Source organism: Streptococcus timonensis, assembly GCF_047460355.1.
GTDB lineage: Bacteria > Bacillota > Bacilli > Lactobacillales > Streptococcaceae > Streptococcus > Streptococcus timonensis_A.
Map to the genome: position 1 here is coordinate 479673 of NZ_JASHGL010000001.1, position 21461 is coordinate 501133.

Sequence of the window (21461 nt, forward strand, 5' to 3'; positions counted from 1 at the left end):
ACCTTTTAATATTGAAATGTCCAGGGTCTCGTGTCCTCCACCATAATCGACCTGGAGGAAGTCTTTTATTGCGTATATACTGATTAAATTGACGCAATTTGGGATTTCCTATTTGGTTAACATATCTACCATTTCTAGCCGGAGAAGCTTCCCACGAAATAGAGTTATTAGTTCGAAACCCTCCTGATCTACTATAAGATGGTTTTCTCCTATACCATTTTCTAAAAGGACCAAAAGCGTTTCGGCATTTACCTATGGCCAATTTACCTACCTTGCCTAATACAAGGCCTGCTATCGCACCAATACCGGCACAGAGTGCAACACTTTCATAATCAATGTCGTTCTAATCTTTACCATTAATCACATTAGAAGCGACCTGCATACCCGCAACAGTTGCCGCACCCGTGAGTGCGCCCACTCCCATTGCAATCAGAATTGGTACAAAAGCTATATTTCCACTTGGGTCTATCCAATCTTGAGCATTCGGTGCAAACTGATAAACGTTAAAGCCTCCTTCCAACCCAATCGGGTCCTGATTAACAAATCGCCCTGTATCAGGACAAAAAGGTTTTAGGGTGGAGTCTTTTGCTGAACTTGCCGTTCATATGGAACATATCGCCGGTACGCACGATATAGCGTTTTCGGATTTTAATCGAGGAAGAATGGCGCATCGGCTAGGGCGGTGCGGCTGGAGGAGCAGGAGAGGGCGGCCAGCAGAAATCGGGGACGGTAAAGACGAACCTGAAGTCGCTGCTTTTACAGGCGATTTTATTGAATGCCATGGCGGCTTGCTCCTGTTGGGGGACGGGGGCGTTAGAGCTTGGGAATGCCTATGTGTTGTACTTAGTATCTCTAATATTCATATTCCCTGGTGAAATACCTTCTTCTGATTCTACAAAAAGTTCTTCATTCCCTACTTTCTTTTTTGAAAAAGGTGTTTGGCATAAGGGAGGGTGTAATTTTAAGTAATAGTTGATGGGTGATAAACCTAATTTATTAGTTTGTAAAGGGTCAGCATTTTTCTGAATTAATAAATCAATTAAATCTAGTTGCAAGTTGATTGAATGGTTTTCCATAAAGCAAAAATGAAGACAGTTATTGCCACAATAATCAACAATACTCACATTAGCTCCGTTTTCTATTAGTGAGTTGGCTTTATCTTTATCTCCAGATTTTATAGCAAGCATTAATGGAGTTCTTCCATCGTTATCCTGATGATTAATTAAGTATTTCAGTTTTTTTATAATTTTTTTATAGGTTTTATTGCTATTTTCCTTTAAGGTGTTATCTAAAATATTATACGCTAATAAATGTAGTACGGTTTCATTATCTTCTGTAAGTATATCTAATTTAACGTTATGCTTAATGAGAATGTCGACATAGTTCGTTAATCCAAAACGGCAGCAATGTTCTAATAAAGTCTGATTGGAGTCAGACTCATCAAAAGAGAATGATACATTAGGATCTAATCCTTCATTAAGCAATGTATTAAGCTTATATGAATTTTCTTTATCGTCAATAGATAATATTAAATCTATTAGAATTTCTTTAATTTCTAAGTTTTTCATAATAATGTTCACAACAATTGAATACCCTTGATTTCTTTTGACCTTTCGTTAATCGTCCTGTATTATATTTTACCTCAATAAAATAAGATTTTCTATCTTTCATTGCGACTATATCAAGACGAATTCGGACCTTTTTCAATTTTTCCCTGTTCTATCGAGAACTTTAATTGTTACTTGATCTGATAAAATTTAAAAATCTCTACTTTTTAAATACTTAGTTGCTTTATCAATTCCACGTTGAGCACTCTCTGATTGTACGGATAATCCTAATGGATCAACCCAGACATTTGTATTAGGTGCAAACTGATAAAAATTCTCCCCACCCGACAACCCAATCGGATCCTGATTCACAAACCGACCCGCAACAGGCTCATAATACCTGAAGAAGTTGTAGTGCAGCGGCCTTATTACGGTTTTGTTGGCTCGCCATTAATATGATTTAATCAATTACTTATAATTTCTCAATAAATTCATTATCTCTTTAGATTTTTTTTTATCATGATATTCTTCCGTTGCATAATGCTTTGCGTCATATCCAAACTCATTTTTTATATTTGTTTTAGCACCATTCTTTAAAAGAATTTCAATAATATCAATATTTCCGTGAAGGCAAGCATTTTGAATAGGAGTAAAATTTAATTCGCCCTGTTGATTGACATTAGCTCCATTTTCTATTAGCAAGATAACATCTTTTTTAGTTTGAGAATTAACGGCTAAATTTAATAATGTTTCTCCCATAGAACCTAAGTCATGTACTGAGGTGATAGGATTACTACTAAAAAAACTAGGGTAGTCTTGGTATTTCAAAAAAAGTTTTGTTAAAAGATTATTCATATTTACTCTCCAAACAATTTTATCTAGAACATTCAGCTTTTGCTTTTTCTTTTAAAACATTTAATCTGTTTTTCCAATCATTTATTTACTTTTTTATTTGCTTTGTTAAATATTTGTCGTAAACAAGAATAAATTTTAAAAGGATTTAATCCTAAATAATCTAGCCAACTCGTGATATTAAATGCATAAGTATAAAAACTTGCATCCTCCAAATATTTAATCGGCTCCTGATTCACAAACCGTTCCTCATCAGGCTCATAATACCTGAAGAAGTTGTAATGTAGCCCCGTTTCACGGTCGGCATACTGGTTTTTCAGGCGGAAGGATTGGTGATTGCTATTCGTAACCTTGGTTTCCTCTTTTAGACGACCTTGCAAGATTGTTAGACCTTTAACCAATCTAAGACTATTTTTCTAGAAACCTTAGCTTATGTATTCGATTAACAAAATAATAAGTAGATTTAGGAATTATTTATTAACTTTTCGAGATATTCAATACTTCTGAATAAATAATGTTCACCTATTTGCTGTATCAAATTTGATGAGCCCCCAAATAATATTTTTTCTAAATACTTTTTAAGAATTATAAGCTCATCTTTTTTTAAGAGATTTAAAGCATGAATGATGTTTTCGGCGGTAGGTATATTTATAATAAATTCTTCTATATTTACTGGGATATCATCATTTCTAATGCCATTACTGATGCTATCAATAATTTTAGGCATTAAATAATTTATTCCTTCTGGTGAAAAAAAGATGAATGGTACTAAATTATGTTCATCAATAATAATTTTCTCTATTGGGGTATATTCATAATACTTAAATTCATCTTTGAATTCCTCTATTTTATAGATATTTTCACGATAAAGTTTTTTGAACAATCCTTCTTTTGGATAATCTCTATAGGGAATTTTTAGGAAGGGCATATTTATCTCCATTATGTTAGATAACTTTTATATTTATAGTGATTGTTCCATACGGTGTATTCGCCGTACCAAACCAGGTTTCTCTAGCCATCGGTCATCACTCTTTGGATGCCGATTTGCTCGCAGTGGAAGTAGTGGGTTTGTTGGCCGCTTTCGCCTTCTTCGTTGGTCCGGTTGTGGACCTGTGCCAAGGGTTCGTAAGAACTGGAGGTTTTGCTCGGGTTACGGCTTGCTATTTTATCTTGGGTAGCTCAAAAATTTTATGAAATCATTTATTTCATCTTCATTAAAGCCATTTTCAAGATATTCTTTCTCGTAAAAAATAAAATCTAATAAATATTTTCTTGAATAATCATCTAAATCATTTTTAAATTTCTCAACTTGCATAAAAAATTTATTGGGTTCTATTAATTTTGTTATTAGTATATTTAACTCAAAATCACAATTTTTGCTTAAAATATTTAGATTTTGAAAAATCAAATCAGAAATATCCTGTTTTTGTAGGTCATTAAAGTTGAGTATAGATATTGCTCTCAGAAAATCAGAGATGCTTTGAACTACTATAAATTTATTATTGGATAATATACATTTAATAAATTTAAATTCATTCTCAGTAATTTCTATTTTATTTGGGAATATTTTTGATAATAAATACAATGCTCTACGTATATTTTTAGATGGTAGCGAATCTAGTAGTATAATTATTTGACTGAAATCTTCTTGTTCTAAAGAAGTTTCAATCATATTTTGTATATAAAAATCGCTATTGCTCATAATTATCATGCTCCTATATCAATATTAAACTTCACATTGTTCCTACAAGACTTCCTCCTACCACAAAAGCACCACATACTCCCGCCGTTGAATATATACAAACACTAACTAGAACAACAGTTCCAACTAGGGCGACTGCTCATCAGCCACATTGCCGAAGTTCAGCGAGAATACCCATCCGTTGGCGTCTTCCACCTCGACCAGTGGAAAGGGGATGGGTGGAACGGAAGGCGGAGCGGGTGGAGTCGGCCATGGAGTGCTCCTGTTGGGGATGGGGTTATCTAAAAATGTATTTCAAATAACCCTTTTATATTTTACAGGTAGTATTGGAGTTTGATTCTGTCTAGGCTAGTTAGTTATTCCATATGATCTCCCTTGCAGAGCCAAAAGTAACTTTGCTAATATTTTTGCCAATAATAATTCTTTTGTCTAATTTCCCAGAATATTTTGATCCTGCAAGTTTCTGAAATAAAACAACATTTAATTCATTGTCATTGTAAATAGTAGTTTCCATACTTGATATTCCCATTGCACTATTGCCAAGTAAACCTGTCAAATGAGCCTGTCTATTTTCTTGAGCTCCAGTAATAGTAATTTTAAAATTCCAAATGTCATTAATATCAATTTCATTATTAGTTAACGAACAACCAGATGATAATATACTCATAAGAAATGGGATAATTACTTTAATTTTCATAATGAACCTCCTGATGAATTTAATGATGAAGAACCTGAAGATCTACCACTTGAGTGAATTGTTAGAGTACCAGATAAACCATAAATATCTATCCATAAGGTAGTATTAAATCCAAATTGATATAAATTAGTTCTCCCGTAATCTAATCGGGTCCTGATTCATAAACCGCCCCGCATCAGGCTCATAATAGCGCATCAGGTTGTAATGCAGCCCCGTCTCACGGTCGGCATACTGGTTTTGCAGGCGGAAGGGTTGGTGAGCGCTATCCGTTACTTTGGTTTCCTCTTTCAGACGACCTTTGCCCGTATAGTTACCGAATCTCAAGAGGTTGCCGTCTTTATCGGTCATCTCTCTCGGGATGCCGATTTGGTCGCAGTGGAAGTAGTGGGTTTGTTTGCCGCTTTCTTCCACTTCGTTGATGTGGGTTAGACAAGCGAAACTGTGTACGTGCGTACCGCACATACCCTACGTCAGGGTTGGAGGTTTCATGGGGGCTATAGTTTGCTAATTTTGGTTCGATTCCTGATATTTTGTTATATCAGAAATAGTGATATCTTCATTATTAAACATATCATCCCAAATTTGCTTATAAAGTTCTTTTGCGGTCATTTGTTGAGGTATTTCAAAGGCTGCGTCGGTACTAGGAAATTGATCATGTAGTCGTTCTTCTGTCCAGAAATTTAATCCAAATCTCAAACTTTCTTTAATTCTGAATTGGGTTGATATTGTAAAATTTTGATACTCGGGGTACAGATATTCTTTGACTAATCTCTTTACGCTATCTCGATTAACCAAATTCAGACCTGATAAGTCTTCAAGTTTGCTATCTATACCTTCGTGTAATAGTTCAAGAAAAAGTCTGATATATTCAGGACTCACTTTATACTTTTTATTCATTTAAATTTCCCCCGAATTGAAACTAATTGACCAACTTTATTGAATATGGCTTGTTCTTGAGATGTTTGGATTAATGGTCCTCTTTATTGGAATTCAATCTAAACTATAGTAGACTGAACTCGCTATTCATATATTCGTGAGGCATTCAAAATGTCTGCTAACATACTCCAATTTAAAGTTTTGTCGTTATATTCTCTCATACCTATATTTTTATAGTATCCATCCATATCTTCAATCCAATTTTTCATGGCTTCTAAAAAGCTATCTAGTGTATTATTTTCAAAATCTTCTGTATGAATTTCAGTAATGAATTCTTTTAAAAAAACTAGAAAGTCATCTCTATTTTTAATTTCCATAATATAGTCCTCCTCGAACAATGTCTTTCAGACGGCCTCAAAAGAGATATTGAGGCCGTCTGAAAATATAAAATTACTTTTTCGTGGCACGAATTTTTTTCAACCCATTCTCCAAAATAGTAACTTTCTCGGGAGGAGTTCCCCTATCCAAAGCATTCCACCAGTTATTTACTGGTTTAACAAATAATTGGAATCCTTCATCGGTTACATTGGATTTTCGGATGATCAAATCTTCTTTGATAGAGCCATCCTCATTAAATGGGTCAATATCAACAAGTAAGTCATTGTTTTTGAGAAACGTCATAAGTGCAATAGACATTCTGATAATATCTTCACGATAATCTTCATCAGCATTTGCTTCCCAAAATGTTCGAAAATTAAATAGTGTTATATCCATGATAATCTCCTAAGGTAATCGAATAATTTCAAATAATTCATCTGAAGGTGACGGAAGTGAGGCTGTGCGTCGTCTTCGGGTTAGGCGGTTTGGCAGTGGTCGTCTGAAAAACAGAAACCGCGTGCGTACTGCACACACCCTACGTCAGGACTAAAGGTTTTGTGTGGGCTACGGTTTGCTATGGCTTACTTGTGATTACCAGCTAGTAATAGGTCTATGCAAATTTACCCAAAATTTTAATAATGATTGTTCAAAAAAACGAAATTCGGACAGATCTTTTTCTACAACTAGACCTAATTCTTTGAAAAGATATTTAGATTTCGTTCTCTCAATAACATCATATTGACTTAATAGCTCAGCAAGCCCTTTTTTTGATGATATATTGATTTCATTATAGTATATTGCAAGCTCTACTTTCTTATCATTGAAAATTGTAACCTCAGTTAACTTTTCATTATCAAACCTTAGTACAAAATTGTTTATCTCTATAATATTTTTTACCTTCGGGATAACATTGTTTGATATGTCATATTTTCTTATAACATCTGATAGAGAACAATTTAATTCAAAATCGCCTATGCTCTTATAAGGAATAAATAATAATTTATCATGATTTAAAGTTGGGTTTTTAAGTTTACTTTTTTGAAAGTCTGAGTACTTTTTACCTTTATTATCATATAAATCTCTTATACTCTCATCGTAAATTAATACCTGCAGAAACAAATTATCCTTATAGTCAACATATAAAACTAAATTATATTTTGGAAAAATATAAAAATAATTTTCTTCATCTGAAACTTCTATTAGAGGATCCTCCTCTTCTAAAAATTTTTCAAGATTTGAAAAATTAATAACTTTTCCATTTAAGAAAAATTCATCACAATTCATCAAGGAGGATACAGTAATCAATTCTGAATCAGATTGTATCTTGTGTTTTTTATTAAACTCTAATGAATAATTAGGATTATTTAAAATAACATCATCAAAGTCAGCCTTTTTTTGACCCAATACAATTCCATCCAAAGAATTATTCAATATTTTCAACATAATATATCCTTTCCTGTATTTGTCTATGTCAATTAGCTTCTCAGCCATCAGAAAAAACGACCTCTAGATAGAATGCCATTGCTAATAGTAATGAGATTGTTAAAGAATCGATAGCTCAGACGCCTTCAGAGAAAATTTAGATGTCGCTTAAAAAGTAGAAGCCGCGTGTATGTTACGCACATATCCCATATCATAATTAAAAGTTTCATACAGGCTACAGTTTGCTTTTTTTCATTCGAAAGAAAAATTTAACATTTTTGATAACCGATTTATAAAATATAGAATTGCCAAATGTTCATCTTGGTAACAATATTCTTCGGTTCTCAATCCTCTTTCAGAATAGAATATATGCCATTTTTTATTTTCTTCAATAATACATAATGATTCATCATTTACTTCATTGATTGAGTAACTATCTTCTGGTACTCCTTTACTTTTAAGGTATGAATTCAATTCATTAATTTTTAACATTTTCCTATTTCCACCTCTTCTAGATGCCCAGATTCTATATATGATTTAACAGATTTTGGCAATTCATACTGTGTCTCTAATCCAATCTCTCCGAACCACGGCATAATTTTACTTGCAGCTATATTATCAATTGGTTTCAGTACCCTATATATGGTATAAGGCTTTTGATTAGAACCAGGAGGTAAGACTCTCATAGGGTATGGTGTTCCTACTGGAGACACAAATGTTCCTCCTGGATAACCATACCTATCAACAAGAGTGCCAACCGGAAGTGTAATACTCCTCACTTCACCTAAAGCGCCTCTATTAGGAGGCCAATATGGTGTGGGCAGATTTTTATTTAAACCTAGGACATCAAGCCACTTATTTGTATTAGGCGCAAACTGATATAGATGGTCTCCGCCTGAAAGCCCAATCGGGTCCTGATTGATAAACCGACCCGCATTAGGCTCATAATACCTGAAGAAGTTGTAATGCAGCCCCGTTTCACGGTCGGCATATTGGTTTTGCAGGCGGAACGGCTGGTATGCGCTATCCGTTACCTTGGTTTCCTCTTTCAGACGGCCTCAAAGGAGGTTGTGAGGTCGCCTGAAAAGCAGAAACCGCGTGCGTGCGTTCCGCACATATCCTACGTCGGGACTGGAGATCTCATACAGGCTTAGGCTTTCTAATACTTGCTTACATAAAAGTACGAGACCAATCATAGGTATATCTAGATTACAGTAAATCTATTATAGGTAATTCAAGAATATCTTTCGTTGTTAACTCTCCAATTTTCTTTTCAATAAAAGACAATTTCCTATTTTTCACTAATTTGTCATCATGGAACGCATATTCGTAGATTTTTCCATTTGTTTTATTATAGACATATCCATAATAATCATCCTGATTATCCTCATCTTCAACAAAATTCATAAAGAATACTTCATCGTCTTGCTTTAATCTCTCCATTACTGCACTGTATAAATTTGGCACCTCATTTACTACAAAATTTGTACATTCTAAAACACTTTCCAGCAAAATTTTAGAAGTTAATTCCTCAGACTCCATCAACTCAACTCCTATCTTTCTAAATAGTCTACTCAGGCTTGCATCCATTTATCTATATTTCTTAATATCCTGTAAGGTAATTATACTATTTCTTAAATCATCTAAAAATAACAATTGAATTTCATATTCACGTTTTAAATTTTCGTCCTCTATTTTGTCATCTTCGGAGTATGAGAAATTCGCTAAAGCATCTTTCCAGTTAATTACGTTTTCAGCACATGCAGCAAAGTAATAACTATCAGATGATTTTTGTTGTATACCTAGTAACATATTTCGAATCGAAGCTAATAATTCTATAGTTCCTTGTGTTTCTATCATATCATTTAATGGATCATCATCATCCCAATTTATATCTTCTATAGCTTTTTGAGAGATTCCAATATTTATTTGGGAGAAATCATACCAACCAGCTTTAATGATAGCATCACAGAGTTGGTAGTTCACATTTGAATTAGTTATTTTAGTCAAATTTTCATTAATTTTTTTCTCAATGATCAGTGCATTACAGCACCAAGCTGCAAATTTACATTTCTTTTGTAGATCCATTTGATCTAAAAGAGATTGTACTCTTTCAATATGCAATTCTATATTCATAACTCATCCTTTCATTAATCATATACGCCGCTAGCATCGTCAACACTTGATCATCGTAATACTGGTTTTGCAATCTGAACGGCCGATGCGCGTGCTGATAGACACACTCATCCTTTTTCAGATGACCCCAGCAGGTATAGTTGCCGAACTACAAGAGCTTGCCGTCCTTATCGGTCATCTCTCTTGGGATGCCGATTTGGTCGCAGTGGAAGTAGTGGGTTTGTTGGCGGCTTTCGCCGTCTTCGTTGGTCCAGTTACGTACCTGCGTCAAGGAGTCGTAGCTGTCGTATTGTAAGTATCGGTAACGGTTTCGGGCAGCCATTGGGCGTAGTAGCCGTAGCTTGTGGTGTAACCGGCGGGGTCGGTGATACTGATGGCGATTTGACAGAGGTCGTCTGAAAAACAGAAACCACGTGCGTGTCACATACACCCTTACGTTAGGATTGAAGATTTTGTGCAGGCTACAGCTTGCTACGACTTGCCCATTTATAGAGACTGTATGACTTCTGTATATCTATCTGATTTTTTATCCCAAAAAATGTACAAATAAGTAGTATCATGCTTCAACTTCGATATATCTAACTGTCCTAGAAACATTGCGGGAATATCATCGACGATAGGCCAATCAGGCTCCTGTAACCATTTGGGATATTTATTCATACAAATGAAATGTTCCTTAATAATCTTTTTAAAAGTGGTCGCAGTCTTAGGTTTGTACTTATCATACAAGAAATTTAAATAACCCATATCAGCAGGTATCCAGTTAGGAATAGCCTCCAAAATTAAATCGAATTTTTTTTCTGTCGTTGAATTTGAAGAGTACGGGATATGCTTGTAATCTAAAATTTCCCTGAAAATATCCATCAAATTCAACTTTGCATCAAGAGATGTCAAATCCTGACTAATTAAATATTCATAAGTGGAATTACTATTCATATAAGGTTTGGCTTTAGTACTTTCCAACAGGGAAATTAATTCTTGATTGGAAGACAACGCCATTTCCAATTCTTCAGTTGATAATTTTTCTTCCACAAAATTCTTTAAAATTTCTATTGCTTTCATAGCTAATCTCCTAGATTCCTATAAGGGTCAGGCGCTGCATGTTGTTCTCTAGTTACTTCTCTCAAATTAAAAGGACTATGCCTATTCTTCTACCCAAGGCGTCGTAGGTGTAGGATCAAGTTTCTTTTGTGCCGTCTTTTTTGAAGATTTTGGCTTTAACCAGTTGGTCATGCAGGTCGTAGAAAAAGTTCTGCACCTCGCCGTCGGCCAGTTCGCGGTGGATGAGGTTGTCGAAGTAGTCGTATTCATCATTTTTTTGTATTTCTAAAGTGTTTGGAGTTATATTTTCTTTGCGATCCATATCTTTTGTTAATTAATAATTTGGTTTTAAAATGGTTTAATTCTCTTAATTTGTTTGTATTTTATATATGGAGATATATATTTTTCAATATTTAATGTCGTTGATGAAGTATTAAAAAAACAGTATAAATCCTTATTGCATATGCAATATAAGTAATAATCATAGCCAAAATGGAACTCACAATTTCTGGAACATAATTTACACCAAATTTTTTCTCTCAAGATAAGTTTTAATAACTTAATCAAATCTTCTTCATTGGTTATTTTCTGATTGTTACTATATTGTTTTAAGTTATTGAAATTATCTAGTTCTTTTATTTTTAGAGATTTGATCTTATGTAATTTACAAATTTTTAATATAAGACAGATATATTCAGATTCAATTTTTGTGTATTCATTAAGAGAGACTATCCCTTTTCCTACATCAGAAAAACTCGTCCATTCTTCAGGCGAGGTACATAATATCTTTTTATCTTCGTTTGAGTATTTATGGTATTTTGTGATTCTATAAGAGAACTTCATTTTAATCTCCAATTCGTTTAAGTGCTGCATCATACGTACCTGAGCGTATTTGCTTACTATCCAATGCCTTAGCTGAATCAGCACCATTCCAAACACCTCCATTATGACTATCTACATCAGTAGTGATAAATATAGGACATCCCGATGGAGCAGTTTTTGTTTTCTTAAGAACGGGTCGTCCATGCGATATCACATTTGTTTTCGTGTATCCCAATGCTTTTGTAGCCTTATTTTCCTCTGAAGAGGTTATAAGTCCCAAAGGATCAATCCATTCTTGAGCATTCGGTGAAAACTGATACAGATTATCCCCACCTAACAACCTAATCGGGTCCTGATTCACAAACCGACCCGCATCAGGTTGTAGTGCAACCCAGCTTCATGGTCGCAAAACTGGTTCTGCAGACTGAACGGCTGGTGAGTAGTTCCGGATATGTTGGTTTCACTCTTCAGTTTACCCCAACCGTAATAATCTCCGAACCAAACCAGGTTACCTTCGCCATCGGTCATCTCTCTTGGGATACCGAGATCGCAGTGGAAGAAGTGGAAGAAGTGGGTTTGTTGTCTACTTTCGCCGTCTGAGTTGATGTGGTTTTGATAGGCGAAACCGCGTACGTACCACACATACCCTACATCGGGACTGAAGGTTTTATGTTAATAATTAAGTATTTTGAATAAAGAAAATACCTGCTTGACTTCCAGATAGAAGTTTTTTCTTAACATTTTGGTCATAATAAAAATAACCAATACCATTCTGAAAAATATGTAACTTTTTATCTATATCTTCTTCTAATAATTGCAAGCAAAAATTAAACTTAGGAGAAGGATATATTATATCTTGCTCAAAATAAGGATTGCCAAAAATTTTGGATACATCCAATCCCATCCCATTATCTTCAAAGAATAAATGTTCATCCTCATTGTATTTTGCATCAGCTTCTTTATCAATTTCATCAAGTCTTTCAAAAAATTTTCTTTCCAAAGAAATACTTCCTATATCTTGCTTATTGATATCTTGTTCCCTTTCATAAAGGACAGCACAACTAAAACCATTATTTAGTAAAATTAAATCATCCTGACAATTAACAGTATATTTAGATGAAATAGAGTCTTTTGCTCCTCCCAATGCATGCTCCTCTATGGAAATAAAAACAGAGATATAATAATTTCTACGAGGGAATACATTTTCAGGTAAAAAGTCAGAATAAAGAGTAAATAGATGTGTTTGATAGGTATCAGAATTTGGAACTTTAGGCCATAATTCTAACGGAATATGGTCGGCTCCTCCTCCAATATAACCAATACTATGTGGCGTTTTAGAAGAAGTAAAAAGTAATTTTGACATTTAAATTTCCTCAATAACATTTATTTTTTTTTAGCAAATTTTATTGCTTGTTTGCGCATTAGGAGCAAACCGATACAAATTCTCCCCACCCAACAACACAATCGGATCCTGATTCACAAACCGACCGATCTCAGGCTCGTAATAACGCATCAGGTTGTAATGCAGCCCCGTCTCACGGTCGGCATACTGGTTTTGCAATCGGAAGGGTTAGTAAGTACTATCCGTTACCTTGGTTTCTTCTTTCAGACGACCTCAGCCGGTGTAGTTACCAAACCAAACCAGATTACCTTCGCTATTGGTCATCTCTCTCGGGATGCCGATTTGGTCGTAGTGGAAGTAGTGGGTGCGTTTCGGTTCGGTACTCATCCAAGCTAGTTTGTCATGGCGTTCTTTGGAAAGGCACCGTCCGAACGGGTCGTAGGCGTAGTCGATGGTGCAACCATTAGATTGCCGTTATCCTGACTAATGTTTCACTATCACTAGCGATATTTTTTTCTTGGGTCTTTAAAAGTTCCTATAAACTTCAAATCATTGTAAAGTTTACCTGGATTTTCCTCATAAAATGTTGCATTAGAATAGTAATATAAAGAATTACCTTCATTTATTCCTTTCTCTTTTGCTACTTTCACAATATCTTTTATAACTTTATTGGAGTGTGCCCCAACTTCTTCTGCTAACACTTCAACTGGCACAATTTCTCCATTATCTGTCTGGAATGCCACAAAATAATCAGAATCAATAAATGCAACTCCAAAATCTGCAAAAGCTGGACAATGAGAATCTGAGTCCTCCATTCCATCTGTATATTCATTAAACTCATCAGGTGTTTTAAAAGATGTCCCCATCCACACAGAAATCATATCTTTAGTTGTTGAATCAATCATATAACATCCTCTCTTTATTCATAAATAATATTAATTATATTTTAACATAATAGGGCATTAATCTATATTCCTCAACATCCCCAACAGATTTTTTACCACCACGAGTAAACTTTTCAGCAAAATTCTCAATCTTCATGATGGCACCACGTTTAGTTTTTGCTCCTTCCAATTTATCCGTCAACATGATATGAGCGATAGAACTTGCTCAAATAGATTGTCCCTTGGGAAGTGTTTCTCCTGTGGAGTGAGTTCCTTCCAAAAACTTACCGGGATTTTTAGGGTCAGGAATATCTTTAAACCATACATCGGAAGTAGGAGTTGTAAGCCCCTTAAGTTCACTTGCTGTGAACCCAAGTTTTTTTGCTTTATCAGTCATTGAAACGGGGAACCATTCATGGAAGCCTCCACCATTTCTCAAAGCATTTGGTATTGCATTCTTAGTATTTGGATCTGCCATAACTTTGCGAATATCTGCAACATTTGCACTATCAAACCAAGAATCAAAGCTACCTTCCCCCATGGAGCTTTGGGAAGTCCCAGTGAATAGACCCATATCTGGCTATTGAAAGCAAATAAGTATAGGTTATCTCCACCATCCAACCTAATCGGATCCTGATTTACAAACCGACCCGCATCAGGCTCATAATACCTGAAGAAGTTGTAGTGCAGCCCCGTTTCAAGGTCGCAATACTGGTTTTGCAGGCGGAAGGGCTGATTCGCATCCTTGTAAACCCGCTCATCCTTTTTCAGATGACCCAAGCAGGTATAGTTGCCGAACCACAAGAGCTTGCCGTCCTTATCGGTCATCTCTCTTGGGATGCCGATTTGGTCACAGTGGAAGTAGTGAGATTGTTGTCGGTTTTCTCCGTCTTCGTTGATGTAGTTTTGATAGGCGAAACCGCGTGCGTACCGCACATATCCTATGTCAGAACTGAAGGTTTTGTGCGGGCTACGGATTACTATAACTTACTTACAGAATATTTCATGTTAGAGGTAGAAATTCCATCTTCAAATTATTACTCACAACTAATTCTTTGAATTTATCAGAAAAAGCCCAAATTAAATCATCATTTATATCTTTTGCACAAAACTCGAAGCCAGATATATTTTCAAAGAATACAGGTGGATAATCGATAAATTTCTCTCCATCTATTTCATAAAAATTTGATTTTTCCAAATTTACCAATTCAGCAGTTAATTTAATTTTTCCAAGGAAAAATTTAAATTCATCATTCTTAATTCTAAGTTTAGCTGGAAAAAAATCTAATTCATTTTTTAATGTATCAGCTAATTTATTAATAAAAGTTTCAGAGAACAATAACATCTTAGGAATTGTTTGAATATAATCTGTTTTAGAAATATTTTTGGAGGTATATCCACTCTGAGCTATAAAAACTGCTTCATCTGTATAATTGCCTTTATTGTAATTAATAAATTCCACAATTTTTCTATCATCCTGTTTTAAGTCCGCATAAGCATCTACATTATCAACAGCAGAGTATATTTGATAAAGAGGCATCATTTTTTTCCTTTCTTCCTATTACTTTTAGAAATTGGTGCAGCATAAGTATATTTGTAAAATGTTTATTTAAAGAACAAATATTTCAGACAACCTTAATAAAATATTGAGGCCGTCTGAAAATATAAAATTACTTTTTCGCAGCACGAATTTTTTTCAATCCATTCTCCAGAATAGTAACTTTCTCGGGAGGAGTTCCCCTATCCAAAGCATTCCACCAGTTATTTACTGGTTTAACGAATAATTGAAAACCTTCATCCGTTAAATTTGATTTCTTAATAATTAAATCTTTTTTTACTGATCCATCTTGATTAAAAGGATTTATATTTACCAACAAATCATTTTCTATTAAAAATTTCATCAAAGACAAAGACATTTTTTTTATTGCTTCTTGGTAATCAACATCTTTACTTCCTGAAATAAATGCATCAAAATCAAATAAAACTATATCATTTACTTCCATAAGATTCCTTTCTATTTCAATCGGATAATTTCAAACAATTCATCTGAAGGTGACGGAAGTGAGGCTGTGCGTCACCTTCGGGTTAGGCGATTCGACAGAGGTTGTCTGAAAAACAGAAACCGCGTGCGTACTGCACACACCCTACGTTGGAATTGGAGGTTTCATATGGGGTATGGCTTGCTGTTTGCTTTCGCATTCGGCATTGGTGTGGTTGCGGATTTTTGCCCGTGGTTCGTAACCGTCCCAGTTGGTGTGAGATAAGGTGTATCTGCCGTTTGCGTACACTATCCTGCAACAGCCAGCTGCCGTCCCAGACGAAGCGAGTTTTGTCTTCTTTGCTGATTTACAAACCGCCCGCAATTAGATTCTTGGTATTGGGTTTAGTTTTATGGTATCAGTATTAATTATAATGAATTATTGACAAATTAATATCAATATCAGAAATTAATTTAATTTGTTCAGTATTTAAATTTAAGTGGATATCTTCCTCATCATTTCCCCAAGTATATATAATAATCTCTTTAGTAAAGCTAAACTCATTAAATATTTTTTTTAATAATTTTCTTTTCGTTTTTATTATATAAAAAAAATTATCTATTTTATTTGATGTATTAACCTGTCTTTTTATCCCAAAACTATAATATGATACTTCGCTGATATACTTGATTTTTTTATTTTTTGATGTACATAATTCCCCCTTGGAACAAAAAGCAGCATTATTAATATCTAAGACATCTGCAATATAATTCATATTCACAACTTGGTTTGTTTCCATGTAAAAGCTAATTTCTATATTATTTTCCATAATTTATCTTTCCGCATAAGACGAGGTTAATCATAATATATAATTAACCACAACAACCCACGTTTGTACGTATGGGGCTACTTCCATCTTTTTCATCAAAATTAATTCCTTAGATTTTTTTGTTGGTATACATCATAATGACTTATAGGTGCACCTCTTCCTAAGAAGTCCTCTTTAAATGAATGAGGATCTCCTTGATCTAATTCTTCTAGAATTCTTTTTAATCTAGCAGTATTTAATTTCTTACTCTCAGCAATGTAATCTCTTTCATTATCATATCCATAATCTTTAGGATCTTTACAAGATAATCCCAAAGGATCCATCCATCTCTTAATATTGAAGGCTAACTGATAAAGGTTTGTTTCACCATTTAACCCAATCGGATCCTGATTCACAAACCGCCCCACATCAGGTTCATAATACCTGAAGAAGTTGTAATGCAGCCCCGTTTCACGGTCGGCATACTGGTTTTGCAGGCGGAAGGGTTGGTATGCGCTATCCGTTACCTTGATTTCCTCTTTTAGACGACCTTACTGGAACATTGGGGCTCAACTCATCCTAGGACGACTATTTTAATTCCTGTTTAATCAAAATAAATTGATATTAAATGTATAATTAAATTTATTGATCAAAAGCGGTTGGATCAAAAACAGAGATATATTTTATATTCATTTTGAGAGCTTCTTCGAACGGAGGGTCATCTTCAGAAACTTCCAGTGCAATTCCTTCAATAATTTTTGAAAAAAAAGCTTCTTCACATTCATCGTAATAAAAACCTAAATTAGAATTTAAGATATCATTAATAGGCATTCCTATTTTAATAGTTCTGAATTTGCCTTGATATCCTTCTAATGCAGAAATTTTATAAATTTCTCCTGAAGTAATATCTACGTTAATTTCAATTGGGATATCAGTAAATATATATCTGCATGAATAAACATTAGTTTGAAAAAATTTTAATTTTCCATTTAACATATTTTTATTAATGATACTAGAGTAATTTTTAATATTGTCTTTTAATCTGATTCCCCCTAAACTCTTCGCGGGGATAATTTCATCATAAATATTCATTATCAACCTTTCGTATTATTCTGAAGGAAATCTTTGTGTTTCACCTTTACCAGAAGATATTTTCCAATAAGGTGCTCCCTCATAATGCCTAGGGCTCCCTGGGTGGTATTGAATGTAACGAACAGTAAATTCATTACCTCGTGAATTTTATTCTCTTAATGTAAATCTTTTATTGCCTCCACGAATTTTACGCATTACGTCTTGCTGTATAGTTTTTTCATTTGAGGATCAAATTTGTTGTGAACCATCAAAGTTTGTATCTAACCCATCTATATATTTCTCAAAATCAAGGTGATATAGTTTTTTTAAATTTCTAATCCAGATAACAAATTCAAAGAAAATATTGATGTTTTCATCCGTTATTTCAAATATCCCATTGTCTTGATGGGAGTCTTGGATAGCTGAAATAATTCTTTTAAATATTTCTTCATTTTTTATAATTTCCTCAATAGGTAACTTTTGTAATCTATTAATAAAAAATAACTCATCTTCAATACTTAAAATAGAAGGTAAGTTTTCTAATTTTTCATTTAGTTTGAAAATAGTATTCATATAAAATTTTTATAATTCTTGGTAATCCTTTACATCGAATTCAAGATCCATTCTGACCTTATCAATAAAACTATTATTTTCAAGTTTTTCTAATAATTCTTTCATAGTAACCACCTTTAGGTTATACAAAGCCAAGGATTGCTTCTGCTGGAATAGTTTATTTATTTTAAAAAAGTTAAGCATTCACTCCAATAGAAATAGATAACACATCTTCCTCATTGTCGAGTAGAGATATATCGATAACTTTATCTATTTTATGACTAAAGAATTTTAAACAATAAAAATTAGGTTTGTTTATTAATTCCAGCCAATTGTTGATATTTTTTATTTTGATCATAAACAAGGGGAATAATTCTATTGGTGTTTCAGCCGAATCATTTATTCCTCCATAAAAGTATACATAAGCAATATCATTTTCCTCTGGTGAAAAAAATTTTAATATTTCATTTTTTATCGATAAACTAAAATTTTCTTTTGATAATTCTATATTTCTATAGGGGGTAAAAGTACGATTTATTATTTCACATGAGAGTGGATATGGAATAATTTTTTCAGAATCTGAAATTAAATTATTTAAAAAATGAATTTCTTTCATTTTTTTCATTATATTATTCTGTTTTAAACTAAAGATTTTATCTTCTAAAGTTGTCATGATACTATTTCCTATGTTGTACGGTTACATTATCTTTGCAGTACTTCCAAGAAAATGTACCATTCCCATTATTTCTTTTTTGACTAAGATTTCCATCCATTTTGGTAGTAGCTACATGCCAGTGCGGACAAGAATGTTTTGCAATCGGAAGGGTTGGTATGCGCTATCCGCAACCTTGGTTTCCTCTTTCAGACGACCCCCGCCGGTATAGTTGCCGAACCACAAGAGCTTGCTGTCCTTATCGGTCATTTCACGCGGGATGCCGATTTGGTCGCAGTGGAAGTAGTGGGTTTGCTGGCGGCTTTCGCCGTCTTCGGTTGTCCAATTGCGGACCGGTACGAAGGGTTTGTAGCTGTCGGGATCGATGTAGATATAGGTATGTTTGTCGTCCGGGTGGACTTCCTGCAGCAAATGGCTGTCGTCCCAAACGAAACGGGTTTGGTTTTCGAGGTCGTTCCTGCTTAAATCATGCGGGAATGACGTTTCTGAAACTTCTTCATTTTTCAGACAACCTTGATGTTTCGTTGGATATTTACCCTAACTGCGGCTTAACAAGATAATTTATTTAAGTTCGAAATTTATTAGGTAAAGTAATATATTTAATTTCATGTTTACTACGTAGTGATTCAAGGGCAGAAATATTTTCTAGGTTTCTCGCATAGCATATTTCGATTTTTTCTAGATTAGTCATATTTTCAATTCCGTCTAATGACTTGATACTTGGTCGTACTAACAGAAGATCTTTTAAGTTTGTAAGTTCATGAAATTCACTTAGATCTTTGCCTTTGTAAGACCAGATATGTAATCTTTCCAGTTTGTGAGATTTGCCTACATTCTTAATTTTTCTTGAGTAATCGAATCTGATATCCTTTAAATTTTTAATAAGAGATATATCAATGTCGAAGGCTTTTTGTAGCAATAAGGTTTCAAGTTGCTCTAGTGAGTATAATGTCTCAAGATTGTAAATATTTTTAATTTCAAAATCATTTTCCATAGCAATGTATGGTAATTCAGGATATTGTTTTAAATCTGAAAAATCAAGATCTACAGGATTTGCAACTTTATCAGAATCTAAAAATAATGCACTAAGTTTCCCCATGATTCGAAGCCCGCATTTATATAATTTTGCCTGCTTAATTCCAGAGTTCAAATAATTAGGTAGAACTTCTACTAAGTTAATATGTTTGTTATATCCACAAGTGTTTTTCATAATATACCTCGATTAATACATGAACGGTTAATAGATATTTGCACCTTCTATTTAAAAGTTAACAAGCAGATTTGCATTTTCCTGATTTAACATTTTCCATTCGTTGATTAATTACTTTTGCGTAACGATCGGCTATATTTCTTTCTCTAGCAGTAGTATTTTTATCAGCATATAGTTTTACACCATTTGAGAGTATTTTGTTCATAAATGATGGATTCAATTTTTCATTATGAATCGCCATTAATCTGGCTTCTACCATAAGTGCCATTTTATCGCTTTTTAATTTAACATGGACACAAGCAGTAGGTTTAGACATTGGATTTGATTGTTTAGGCCCAGTTCTATACCTAATTGATCGTCTCATTCGTGATAAAGGACCTTTACCAATATATAATTGGATCATGTCTGTAAAAAAAACACCGCTAAGACCTAAAAAATGCCCCCAAGATTGTGTATTAGGAGAAAAAGTATACAAATTCTCCCCACCCAACAACCGAAACGGATCCTGATTCACAAACCTCCCGGCATCAGGCTCATAATACCTGAAGAAGTTGTAATGCAGCCCCGTCTCACAGACGCAATACTGGTTTTGCAGGCGGAAGGGTTGGTATGCGCTATCAGTTACCTTGGTTTCCTCTTTCAGACGGCCCCAGCCGGTATAGTTGCCGAACCACAGCAAATTACCGTCCTTATCGGTCATCTCTCTAGGGATGCCGATTTGGTTGCAGTGGAAGTAGTGGGTTTGTTGGCGGTTTTCGCCGTCTTCGTTGATGTGGTTTTGATAGGCGAAACCGCGTGCGTACGTACCGCGCATATCCTACGTCAGGACTGAAGGTTTTCTCCGAGCTACGGCTTGCCTCAATTATTAAACTGGAATCATTCTGCTAAAGCAATCATATAGATTTTTACCAATTAAATAGATATTTTGGAATTTTACTTCTTCAGGCATTTGTACACCAAATTCATCCAAATAATCTTCTTCATCCCATTCATTTTCATGATCCCAATAGAAAATTTGCCCAATTCTTTCTCCTTGAGTACATAGACAAATCAAATCACCAAATTCATTACTTGATATTGGTAGAAAATTATCTGGTATTCTATTTTTGTATTTTTCAAGTCTTTCACTAATTTGGGAGTTTTTTTGGTAGTTTATATTTTCACCATAAAAAAAACCTAAATCACCACCACTCCATTCGATATTACCACCTACAGGAATATCGTCATCAGGATAGCAATATTCAGGCAAATCACTATATGGGATTAACTTAAATTCTTTTATAAATCCTGTCTCTCCACCAAATAATTCAAGATAATCCAAATAATCTGAAAACTCTTCTTTAGTAATATCTAAAAATTTAGACATCGATTTTCTAGATGTAGGAATCAGTGGTTCAAATGTAAACCTTTGAACTCCACCCATTTTCTCAACTAAACTCTTAATTTTCATTTTCATTACTCCTTTAAGT

At 34.2% G+C, this 21461-nt stretch carries 39 protein-coding genes and 2 pseudogenes; all 41 read right to left on the bottom strand.

The genetic code is table 11. The annotated features are described in order from the left end of the window. Positions 1–343: 343 nt before the first annotated feature. A pseudogene (locus QM941_RS02490) lies at positions 344–553 on the bottom strand (RHS repeat-associated core domain-containing protein); the annotation flags it as partial. A gap of 277 nt (positions 554–830) precedes the next feature. Then, on the bottom strand, positions 831–1568 hold the full coding sequence (locus QM941_RS02495; protein WP_414338496.1) for an ankyrin repeat domain-containing protein: 738 nt from the start codon (positions 1566–1568) through the stop codon (positions 831–833). A gap of 189 nt (positions 1569–1757) precedes the next feature. Continuing rightward, positions 1758–1976: an RHS repeat-associated core domain-containing protein gene (locus QM941_RS02500; RefSeq protein WP_414338882.1), complete on the bottom strand. Its 219-nt coding sequence runs from the start codon at positions 1974–1976 to the stop codon at positions 1758–1760. Positions 1977–2015: 39 nt separating this feature from the next. Further along, the gene (locus QM941_RS02505; RefSeq protein WP_368387379.1) at positions 2016–2402 is read right to left on the bottom strand and encodes an ankyrin repeat domain-containing protein; all 387 of its coding nucleotides are present in this window, start codon (positions 2400–2402) and stop codon (positions 2016–2018) included. 77 nt (positions 2403–2479) lie between these two features. Continuing rightward, a complete protein-coding gene (locus tag QM941_RS02510; protein ID WP_045615747.1) occupies positions 2480–2800 on the bottom strand; it encodes an RHS repeat domain-containing protein in 321 nt (106 codons plus the stop codon). A gap of 62 nt (positions 2801–2862) precedes the next feature. Continuing rightward, entirely contained in the window at positions 2863–3327 is a 465-nt protein-coding gene (locus QM941_RS02515; RefSeq protein WP_414338500.1) for a hypothetical protein, read from the bottom strand. A gap of 237 nt (positions 3328–3564) precedes the next feature. After that, positions 3565–4101 carry a hypothetical protein gene (locus tag QM941_RS02520; protein WP_414338502.1) on the bottom strand — a complete coding sequence of 179 codons (537 nt, stop codon included), beginning with the start codon at positions 4099–4101 and terminating at the stop codon, positions 3565–3567. A 352-nt stretch (positions 4102–4453) separates the two neighbouring features. Then, complete coding sequence (locus tag QM941_RS02525) at positions 4454–4798, bottom strand: hypothetical protein (RefSeq protein ID WP_414338503.1); 345 nt, start codon at positions 4796–4798, stop codon at positions 4454–4456. A gap of 126 nt (positions 4799–4924) precedes the next feature. Beyond that, positions 4925–5146, bottom strand: a complete 222-nt coding sequence (locus tag QM941_RS02530) for an RHS repeat-associated core domain-containing protein (RefSeq protein ID WP_414338884.1) — start codon at positions 5144–5146, stop codon at positions 4925–4927. A 3-nt stretch (positions 5147–5149) separates the two neighbouring features. Next, positions 5150–5260 (bottom strand): annotated as a pseudogene (locus tag QM941_RS02535) (type IV secretion protein Rhs); the annotation flags it as partial. 42 nt (positions 5261–5302) lie between these two features. Then, on the bottom strand, positions 5303–5695 hold the full coding sequence (locus QM941_RS02540) for a hypothetical protein (protein WP_414338505.1): 393 nt from the start codon (positions 5693–5695) through the stop codon (positions 5303–5305). A gap of 122 nt (positions 5696–5817) precedes the next feature. Next, positions 5818–6051, bottom strand: a complete 234-nt coding sequence (locus QM941_RS02545) for a hypothetical protein (protein ID WP_009352453.1) — start codon at positions 6049–6051, stop codon at positions 5818–5820. A gap of 73 nt (positions 6052–6124) precedes the next feature. Beyond that, the gene (locus QM941_RS02550; RefSeq protein WP_414338508.1) at positions 6125–6448 is read right to left on the bottom strand and encodes a DNA polymerase III; all 324 of its coding nucleotides are present in this window, start codon (positions 6446–6448) and stop codon (positions 6125–6127) included. Positions 6449–6643: 195 nt separating this feature from the next. Beyond that, positions 6644–7543 carry a hypothetical protein gene (locus tag QM941_RS02555; RefSeq protein ID WP_414338511.1) on the bottom strand — a complete coding sequence of 300 codons (900 nt, stop codon included), beginning with the start codon at positions 7541–7543 and terminating at the stop codon, positions 6644–6646. Positions 7544–7726: 183 nt separating this feature from the next. Next, positions 7727–7966 (bottom strand): hypothetical protein, encoded by a 240-nt coding sequence (locus QM941_RS02560; protein ID WP_414338512.1) that lies wholly within the window; start codon positions 7964–7966, stop codon positions 7727–7729. Then, positions 7960–8526, bottom strand: coding sequence for a glycohydrolase toxin TNT-related protein (locus tag QM941_RS02565; RefSeq protein WP_414338887.1), 567 nt, complete (start codon positions 8524–8526; stop codon positions 7960–7962). The genes QM941_RS02560 and QM941_RS02565 overlap by 7 nt, the downstream gene beginning before the upstream one ends. A 157-nt stretch (positions 8527–8683) precedes the next feature. Next, a complete protein-coding gene (locus tag QM941_RS02570) occupies positions 8684–9016 on the bottom strand; it encodes a hypothetical protein (protein ID WP_414338515.1) in 333 nt (110 codons plus the stop codon). Between the two features lie 48 nt (positions 9017–9064). Beyond that, positions 9065–9610 (bottom strand): cation:proton antiporter, encoded by a 546-nt coding sequence (locus QM941_RS02575; RefSeq protein ID WP_340279555.1) that lies wholly within the window; start codon positions 9608–9610, stop codon positions 9065–9067. Between the two features lie 148 nt (positions 9611–9758). Further along, positions 9759–9881: an RHS domain-containing protein gene (locus QM941_RS02580; protein WP_414338518.1), complete on the bottom strand. Its 123-nt coding sequence runs from the start codon at positions 9879–9881 to the stop codon at positions 9759–9761. Between the two features lie 215 nt (positions 9882–10096). Then, positions 10097–10672, bottom strand: coding sequence for a hypothetical protein (locus QM941_RS02585; RefSeq protein WP_414338521.1), 576 nt, complete (start codon positions 10670–10672; stop codon positions 10097–10099). Positions 10673–10787: 115 nt separating this feature from the next. Next, complete coding sequence (locus tag QM941_RS02590; protein WP_414338523.1) at positions 10788–10973, bottom strand: hypothetical protein; 186 nt, start codon at positions 10971–10973, stop codon at positions 10788–10790. Positions 10974–11495: 522 nt separating this feature from the next. Continuing rightward, positions 11496–11834: a toxin C-terminal domain-containing protein gene (locus QM941_RS02595; protein WP_414338526.1), complete on the bottom strand. Its 339-nt coding sequence runs from the start codon at positions 11832–11834 to the stop codon at positions 11496–11498. Next, entirely contained in the window at positions 11831–12115 is a 285-nt protein-coding gene (locus QM941_RS02600) for an RHS domain-containing protein (protein ID WP_414338528.1), read from the bottom strand. The genes QM941_RS02595 and QM941_RS02600 overlap by 4 nt, the downstream gene beginning before the upstream one ends. A 37-nt stretch (positions 12116–12152) precedes the next feature. Further along, positions 12153–12836 (bottom strand): hypothetical protein, encoded by a 684-nt coding sequence (locus QM941_RS02605; protein WP_414338531.1) that lies wholly within the window; start codon positions 12834–12836, stop codon positions 12153–12155. 30 nt (positions 12837–12866) lie between these two features. After that, complete coding sequence (locus tag QM941_RS02610) at positions 12867–12986, bottom strand: RHS repeat-associated core domain-containing protein (protein WP_414338890.1); 120 nt, start codon at positions 12984–12986, stop codon at positions 12867–12869. A gap of 102 nt (positions 12987–13088) precedes the next feature. After that, positions 13089–13202: an RHS domain-containing protein gene (locus QM941_RS02615; protein WP_414338534.1), complete on the bottom strand. Its 114-nt coding sequence runs from the start codon at positions 13200–13202 to the stop codon at positions 13089–13091. A 113-nt stretch (positions 13203–13315) separates the two neighbouring features. Further along, positions 13316–13720, bottom strand: coding sequence for an immunity 22 family protein (locus tag QM941_RS02620; protein ID WP_414338536.1), 405 nt, complete (start codon positions 13718–13720; stop codon positions 13316–13318). Positions 13721–13754: 34 nt separating this feature from the next. Further along, positions 13755–13904 carry a hypothetical protein gene (locus tag QM941_RS02625; RefSeq protein WP_414338539.1) on the bottom strand — a complete coding sequence of 50 codons (150 nt, stop codon included), beginning with the start codon at positions 13902–13904 and terminating at the stop codon, positions 13755–13757. Positions 13905–13925: 21 nt separating this feature from the next. Beyond that, on the bottom strand, positions 13926–14096 hold the full coding sequence (locus tag QM941_RS02630) for a hypothetical protein (protein WP_414338540.1): 171 nt from the start codon (positions 14094–14096) through the stop codon (positions 13926–13928). 38 nt (positions 14097–14134) lie between these two features. Beyond that, the gene (locus tag QM941_RS02635) at positions 14135–14635 is read right to left on the bottom strand and encodes an RHS repeat domain-containing protein (protein WP_414338543.1); all 501 of its coding nucleotides are present in this window, start codon (positions 14633–14635) and stop codon (positions 14135–14137) included. 67 nt (positions 14636–14702) lie between these two features. Continuing rightward, positions 14703–15242: a hypothetical protein gene (locus tag QM941_RS02640; RefSeq protein ID WP_414338545.1), complete on the bottom strand. Its 540-nt coding sequence runs from the start codon at positions 15240–15242 to the stop codon at positions 14703–14705. 127 nt (positions 15243–15369) lie between these two features. Next, the gene (locus tag QM941_RS02645; protein WP_045615758.1) at positions 15370–15702 is read right to left on the bottom strand and encodes a hypothetical protein; all 333 of its coding nucleotides are present in this window, start codon (positions 15700–15702) and stop codon (positions 15370–15372) included. A 400-nt stretch (positions 15703–16102) separates the two neighbouring features. Then, entirely contained in the window at positions 16103–16507 is a 405-nt protein-coding gene (locus QM941_RS02650; RefSeq protein ID WP_414338547.1) for a hypothetical protein, read from the bottom strand. A 101-nt stretch (positions 16508–16608) separates the two neighbouring features. Beyond that, positions 16609–17019: an RHS repeat-associated core domain-containing protein gene (locus QM941_RS02655; RefSeq protein WP_414338893.1), complete on the bottom strand. Its 411-nt coding sequence runs from the start codon at positions 17017–17019 to the stop codon at positions 16609–16611. Between the two features lie 109 nt (positions 17020–17128). Continuing rightward, entirely contained in the window at positions 17129–17578 is a 450-nt protein-coding gene (locus QM941_RS02660; protein ID WP_045615690.1) for a hypothetical protein, read from the bottom strand. A 228-nt stretch (positions 17579–17806) separates the two neighbouring features. Continuing rightward, positions 17807–18130 carry a hypothetical protein gene (locus QM941_RS02665; protein ID WP_414338549.1) on the bottom strand — a complete coding sequence of 108 codons (324 nt, stop codon included), beginning with the start codon at positions 18128–18130 and terminating at the stop codon, positions 17807–17809. Between the two features lie 175 nt (positions 18131–18305). Further along, positions 18306–18782: a hypothetical protein gene (locus QM941_RS02670; RefSeq protein WP_414338552.1), complete on the bottom strand. Its 477-nt coding sequence runs from the start codon at positions 18780–18782 to the stop codon at positions 18306–18308. Positions 18783–18893: 111 nt separating this feature from the next. Beyond that, on the bottom strand, positions 18894–19193 hold the full coding sequence (locus QM941_RS02675) for an RHS domain-containing protein (protein WP_414338553.1): 300 nt from the start codon (positions 19191–19193) through the stop codon (positions 18894–18896). A 154-nt stretch (positions 19194–19347) separates the two neighbouring features. Continuing rightward, positions 19348–19992 (bottom strand): hypothetical protein, encoded by a 645-nt coding sequence (locus QM941_RS02680; RefSeq protein ID WP_414338555.1) that lies wholly within the window; start codon positions 19990–19992, stop codon positions 19348–19350. A gap of 58 nt (positions 19993–20050) precedes the next feature. Next, complete coding sequence (locus tag QM941_RS02685) at positions 20051–20806, bottom strand: RHS repeat domain-containing protein (protein ID WP_414338558.1); 756 nt, start codon at positions 20804–20806, stop codon at positions 20051–20053. A gap of 51 nt (positions 20807–20857) precedes the next feature. Next, positions 20858–21442 (bottom strand): SMI1/KNR4 family protein, encoded by a 585-nt coding sequence (locus tag QM941_RS02690; protein ID WP_414338561.1) that lies wholly within the window; start codon positions 21440–21442, stop codon positions 20858–20860. Positions 21443–21461: the final 19 nt, after the last annotated feature.

What these genes read in the sequence shown, in the direction of transcription:
- QM941_RS02495 (WP_414338496.1), bottom strand. Translation starts at nt 1,568, where the DNA reads ATGAAAAACTTAGAAATTAAAGAAATTCTAATAGATTTAATATTATCT.
- QM941_RS02505 (WP_368387379.1), bottom strand. Translation starts at nt 2,402, where the DNA reads ATGAATAATCTTTTAACAAAACTTTTTTTGAAATACCAAGACTACCCT.
- QM941_RS02515 (WP_414338500.1), bottom strand. Translation starts at nt 3,327, where the DNA reads ATGCCCTTCCTAAAAATTCCCTATAGAGATTATCCAAAAGAAGGATTG.
- QM941_RS02520 (WP_414338502.1), bottom strand. Translation starts at nt 4,101, where the DNA reads ATGAGCAATAGCGATTTTTATATACAAAATATGATTGAAACTTCTTTA.
- QM941_RS02525 (WP_414338503.1), bottom strand. Translation starts at nt 4,798, where the DNA reads ATGAAAATTAAAGTAATTATCCCATTTCTTATGAGTATATTATCATCT.
- QM941_RS02530 (WP_414338884.1), bottom strand. Translation starts at nt 5,146, where the DNA reads ATGACCGATAAAGACGGCAACCTCTTGAGATTCGGTAACTATACGGGC.
- QM941_RS02540 (WP_414338505.1), bottom strand. Translation starts at nt 5,695, where the DNA reads ATGAATAAAAAGTATAAAGTGAGTCCTGAATATATCAGACTTTTTCTT.
- QM941_RS02545 (WP_009352453.1), bottom strand. Translation starts at nt 6,051, where the DNA reads ATGGAAATTAAAAATAGAGATGACTTTCTAGTTTTTTTAAAAGAATTC.
- QM941_RS02550 (WP_414338508.1), bottom strand. Translation starts at nt 6,448, where the DNA reads ATGGATATAACACTATTTAATTTTCGAACATTTTGGGAAGCAAATGCT.
- QM941_RS02555 (WP_414338511.1), bottom strand. Translation starts at nt 7,543, where the DNA reads ATGGCTGAGAAGCTAATTGACATAGACAAATACAGGAAAGGATATATT.
- QM941_RS02560 (WP_414338512.1), bottom strand. Translation starts at nt 7,966, where the DNA reads ATGTTAAAAATTAATGAATTGAATTCATACCTTAAAAGTAAAGGAGTA.
- QM941_RS02570 (WP_414338515.1), bottom strand. Translation starts at nt 9,016, where the DNA reads ATGGAGTCTGAGGAATTAACTTCTAAAATTTTGCTGGAAAGTGTTTTA.
- QM941_RS02575 (WP_340279555.1), bottom strand. Translation starts at nt 9,610, where the DNA reads ATGAATATAGAATTGCATATTGAAAGAGTACAATCTCTTTTAGATCAA.
- QM941_RS02585 (WP_414338521.1), bottom strand. Translation starts at nt 10,672, where the DNA reads ATGAAAGCAATAGAAATTTTAAAGAATTTTGTGGAAGAAAAATTATCA.
- QM941_RS02590 (WP_414338523.1), bottom strand. Translation starts at nt 10,973, where the DNA reads ATGGATCGCAAAGAAAATATAACTCCAAACACTTTAGAAATACAAAAA.
- QM941_RS02605 (WP_414338531.1), bottom strand. Translation starts at nt 12,836, where the DNA reads ATGTCAAAATTACTTTTTACTTCTTCTAAAACGCCACATAGTATTGGT.
- QM941_RS02610 (WP_414338890.1), bottom strand. Translation starts at nt 12,986, where the DNA reads ATGCGTTATTACGAGCCTGAGATCGGTCGGTTTGTGAATCAGGATCCG.
- QM941_RS02615 (WP_414338534.1), bottom strand. Translation starts at nt 13,202, where the DNA reads ATGAGTACCGAACCGAAACGCACCCACTACTTCCACTACGACCAAATC.
- QM941_RS02620 (WP_414338536.1), bottom strand. Translation starts at nt 13,720, where the DNA reads ATGATTGATTCAACAACTAAAGATATGATTTCTGTGTGGATGGGGACA.
- QM941_RS02625 (WP_414338539.1), bottom strand. Translation starts at nt 13,904, where the DNA reads ATGTTGACGGATAAATTGGAAGGAGCAAAAACTAAACGTGGTGCCATC.
- QM941_RS02630 (WP_414338540.1), bottom strand. Translation starts at nt 14,096, where the DNA reads ATGACTGATAAAGCAAAAAAACTTGGGTTCACAGCAAGTGAACTTAAG.
- QM941_RS02640 (WP_414338545.1), bottom strand. Translation starts at nt 15,242, where the DNA reads ATGATGCCTCTTTATCAAATATACTCTGCTGTTGATAATGTAGATGCT.
- QM941_RS02645 (WP_045615758.1), bottom strand. Translation starts at nt 15,702, where the DNA reads ATGGAAGTAAATGATATAGTTTTATTTGATTTTGATGCATTTATTTCA.
- QM941_RS02650 (WP_414338547.1), bottom strand. Translation starts at nt 16,507, where the DNA reads ATGGAAAATAATATAGAAATTAGCTTTTACATGGAAACAAACCAAGTT.
- QM941_RS02660 (WP_045615690.1), bottom strand. Translation starts at nt 17,578, where the DNA reads ATGAATATTTATGATGAAATTATCCCCGCGAAGAGTTTAGGGGGAATC.
- QM941_RS02665 (WP_414338549.1), bottom strand. Translation starts at nt 18,130, where the DNA reads ATGAATACTATTTTCAAACTAAATGAAAAATTAGAAAACTTACCTTCT.
- QM941_RS02670 (WP_414338552.1), bottom strand. Translation starts at nt 18,782, where the DNA reads ATGACAACTTTAGAAGATAAAATCTTTAGTTTAAAACAGAATAATATA.
- QM941_RS02680 (WP_414338555.1), bottom strand. Translation starts at nt 19,992, where the DNA reads ATGAAAAACACTTGTGGATATAACAAACATATTAACTTAGTAGAAGTT.
- QM941_RS02685 (WP_414338558.1), bottom strand. Translation starts at nt 20,806, where the DNA reads ATGCGCGGTACGTACGCACGCGGTTTCGCCTATCAAAACCACATCAAC.
- QM941_RS02690 (WP_414338561.1), bottom strand. Translation starts at nt 21,442, where the DNA reads ATGAAAATTAAGAGTTTAGTTGAGAAAATGGGTGGAGTTCAAAGGTTT.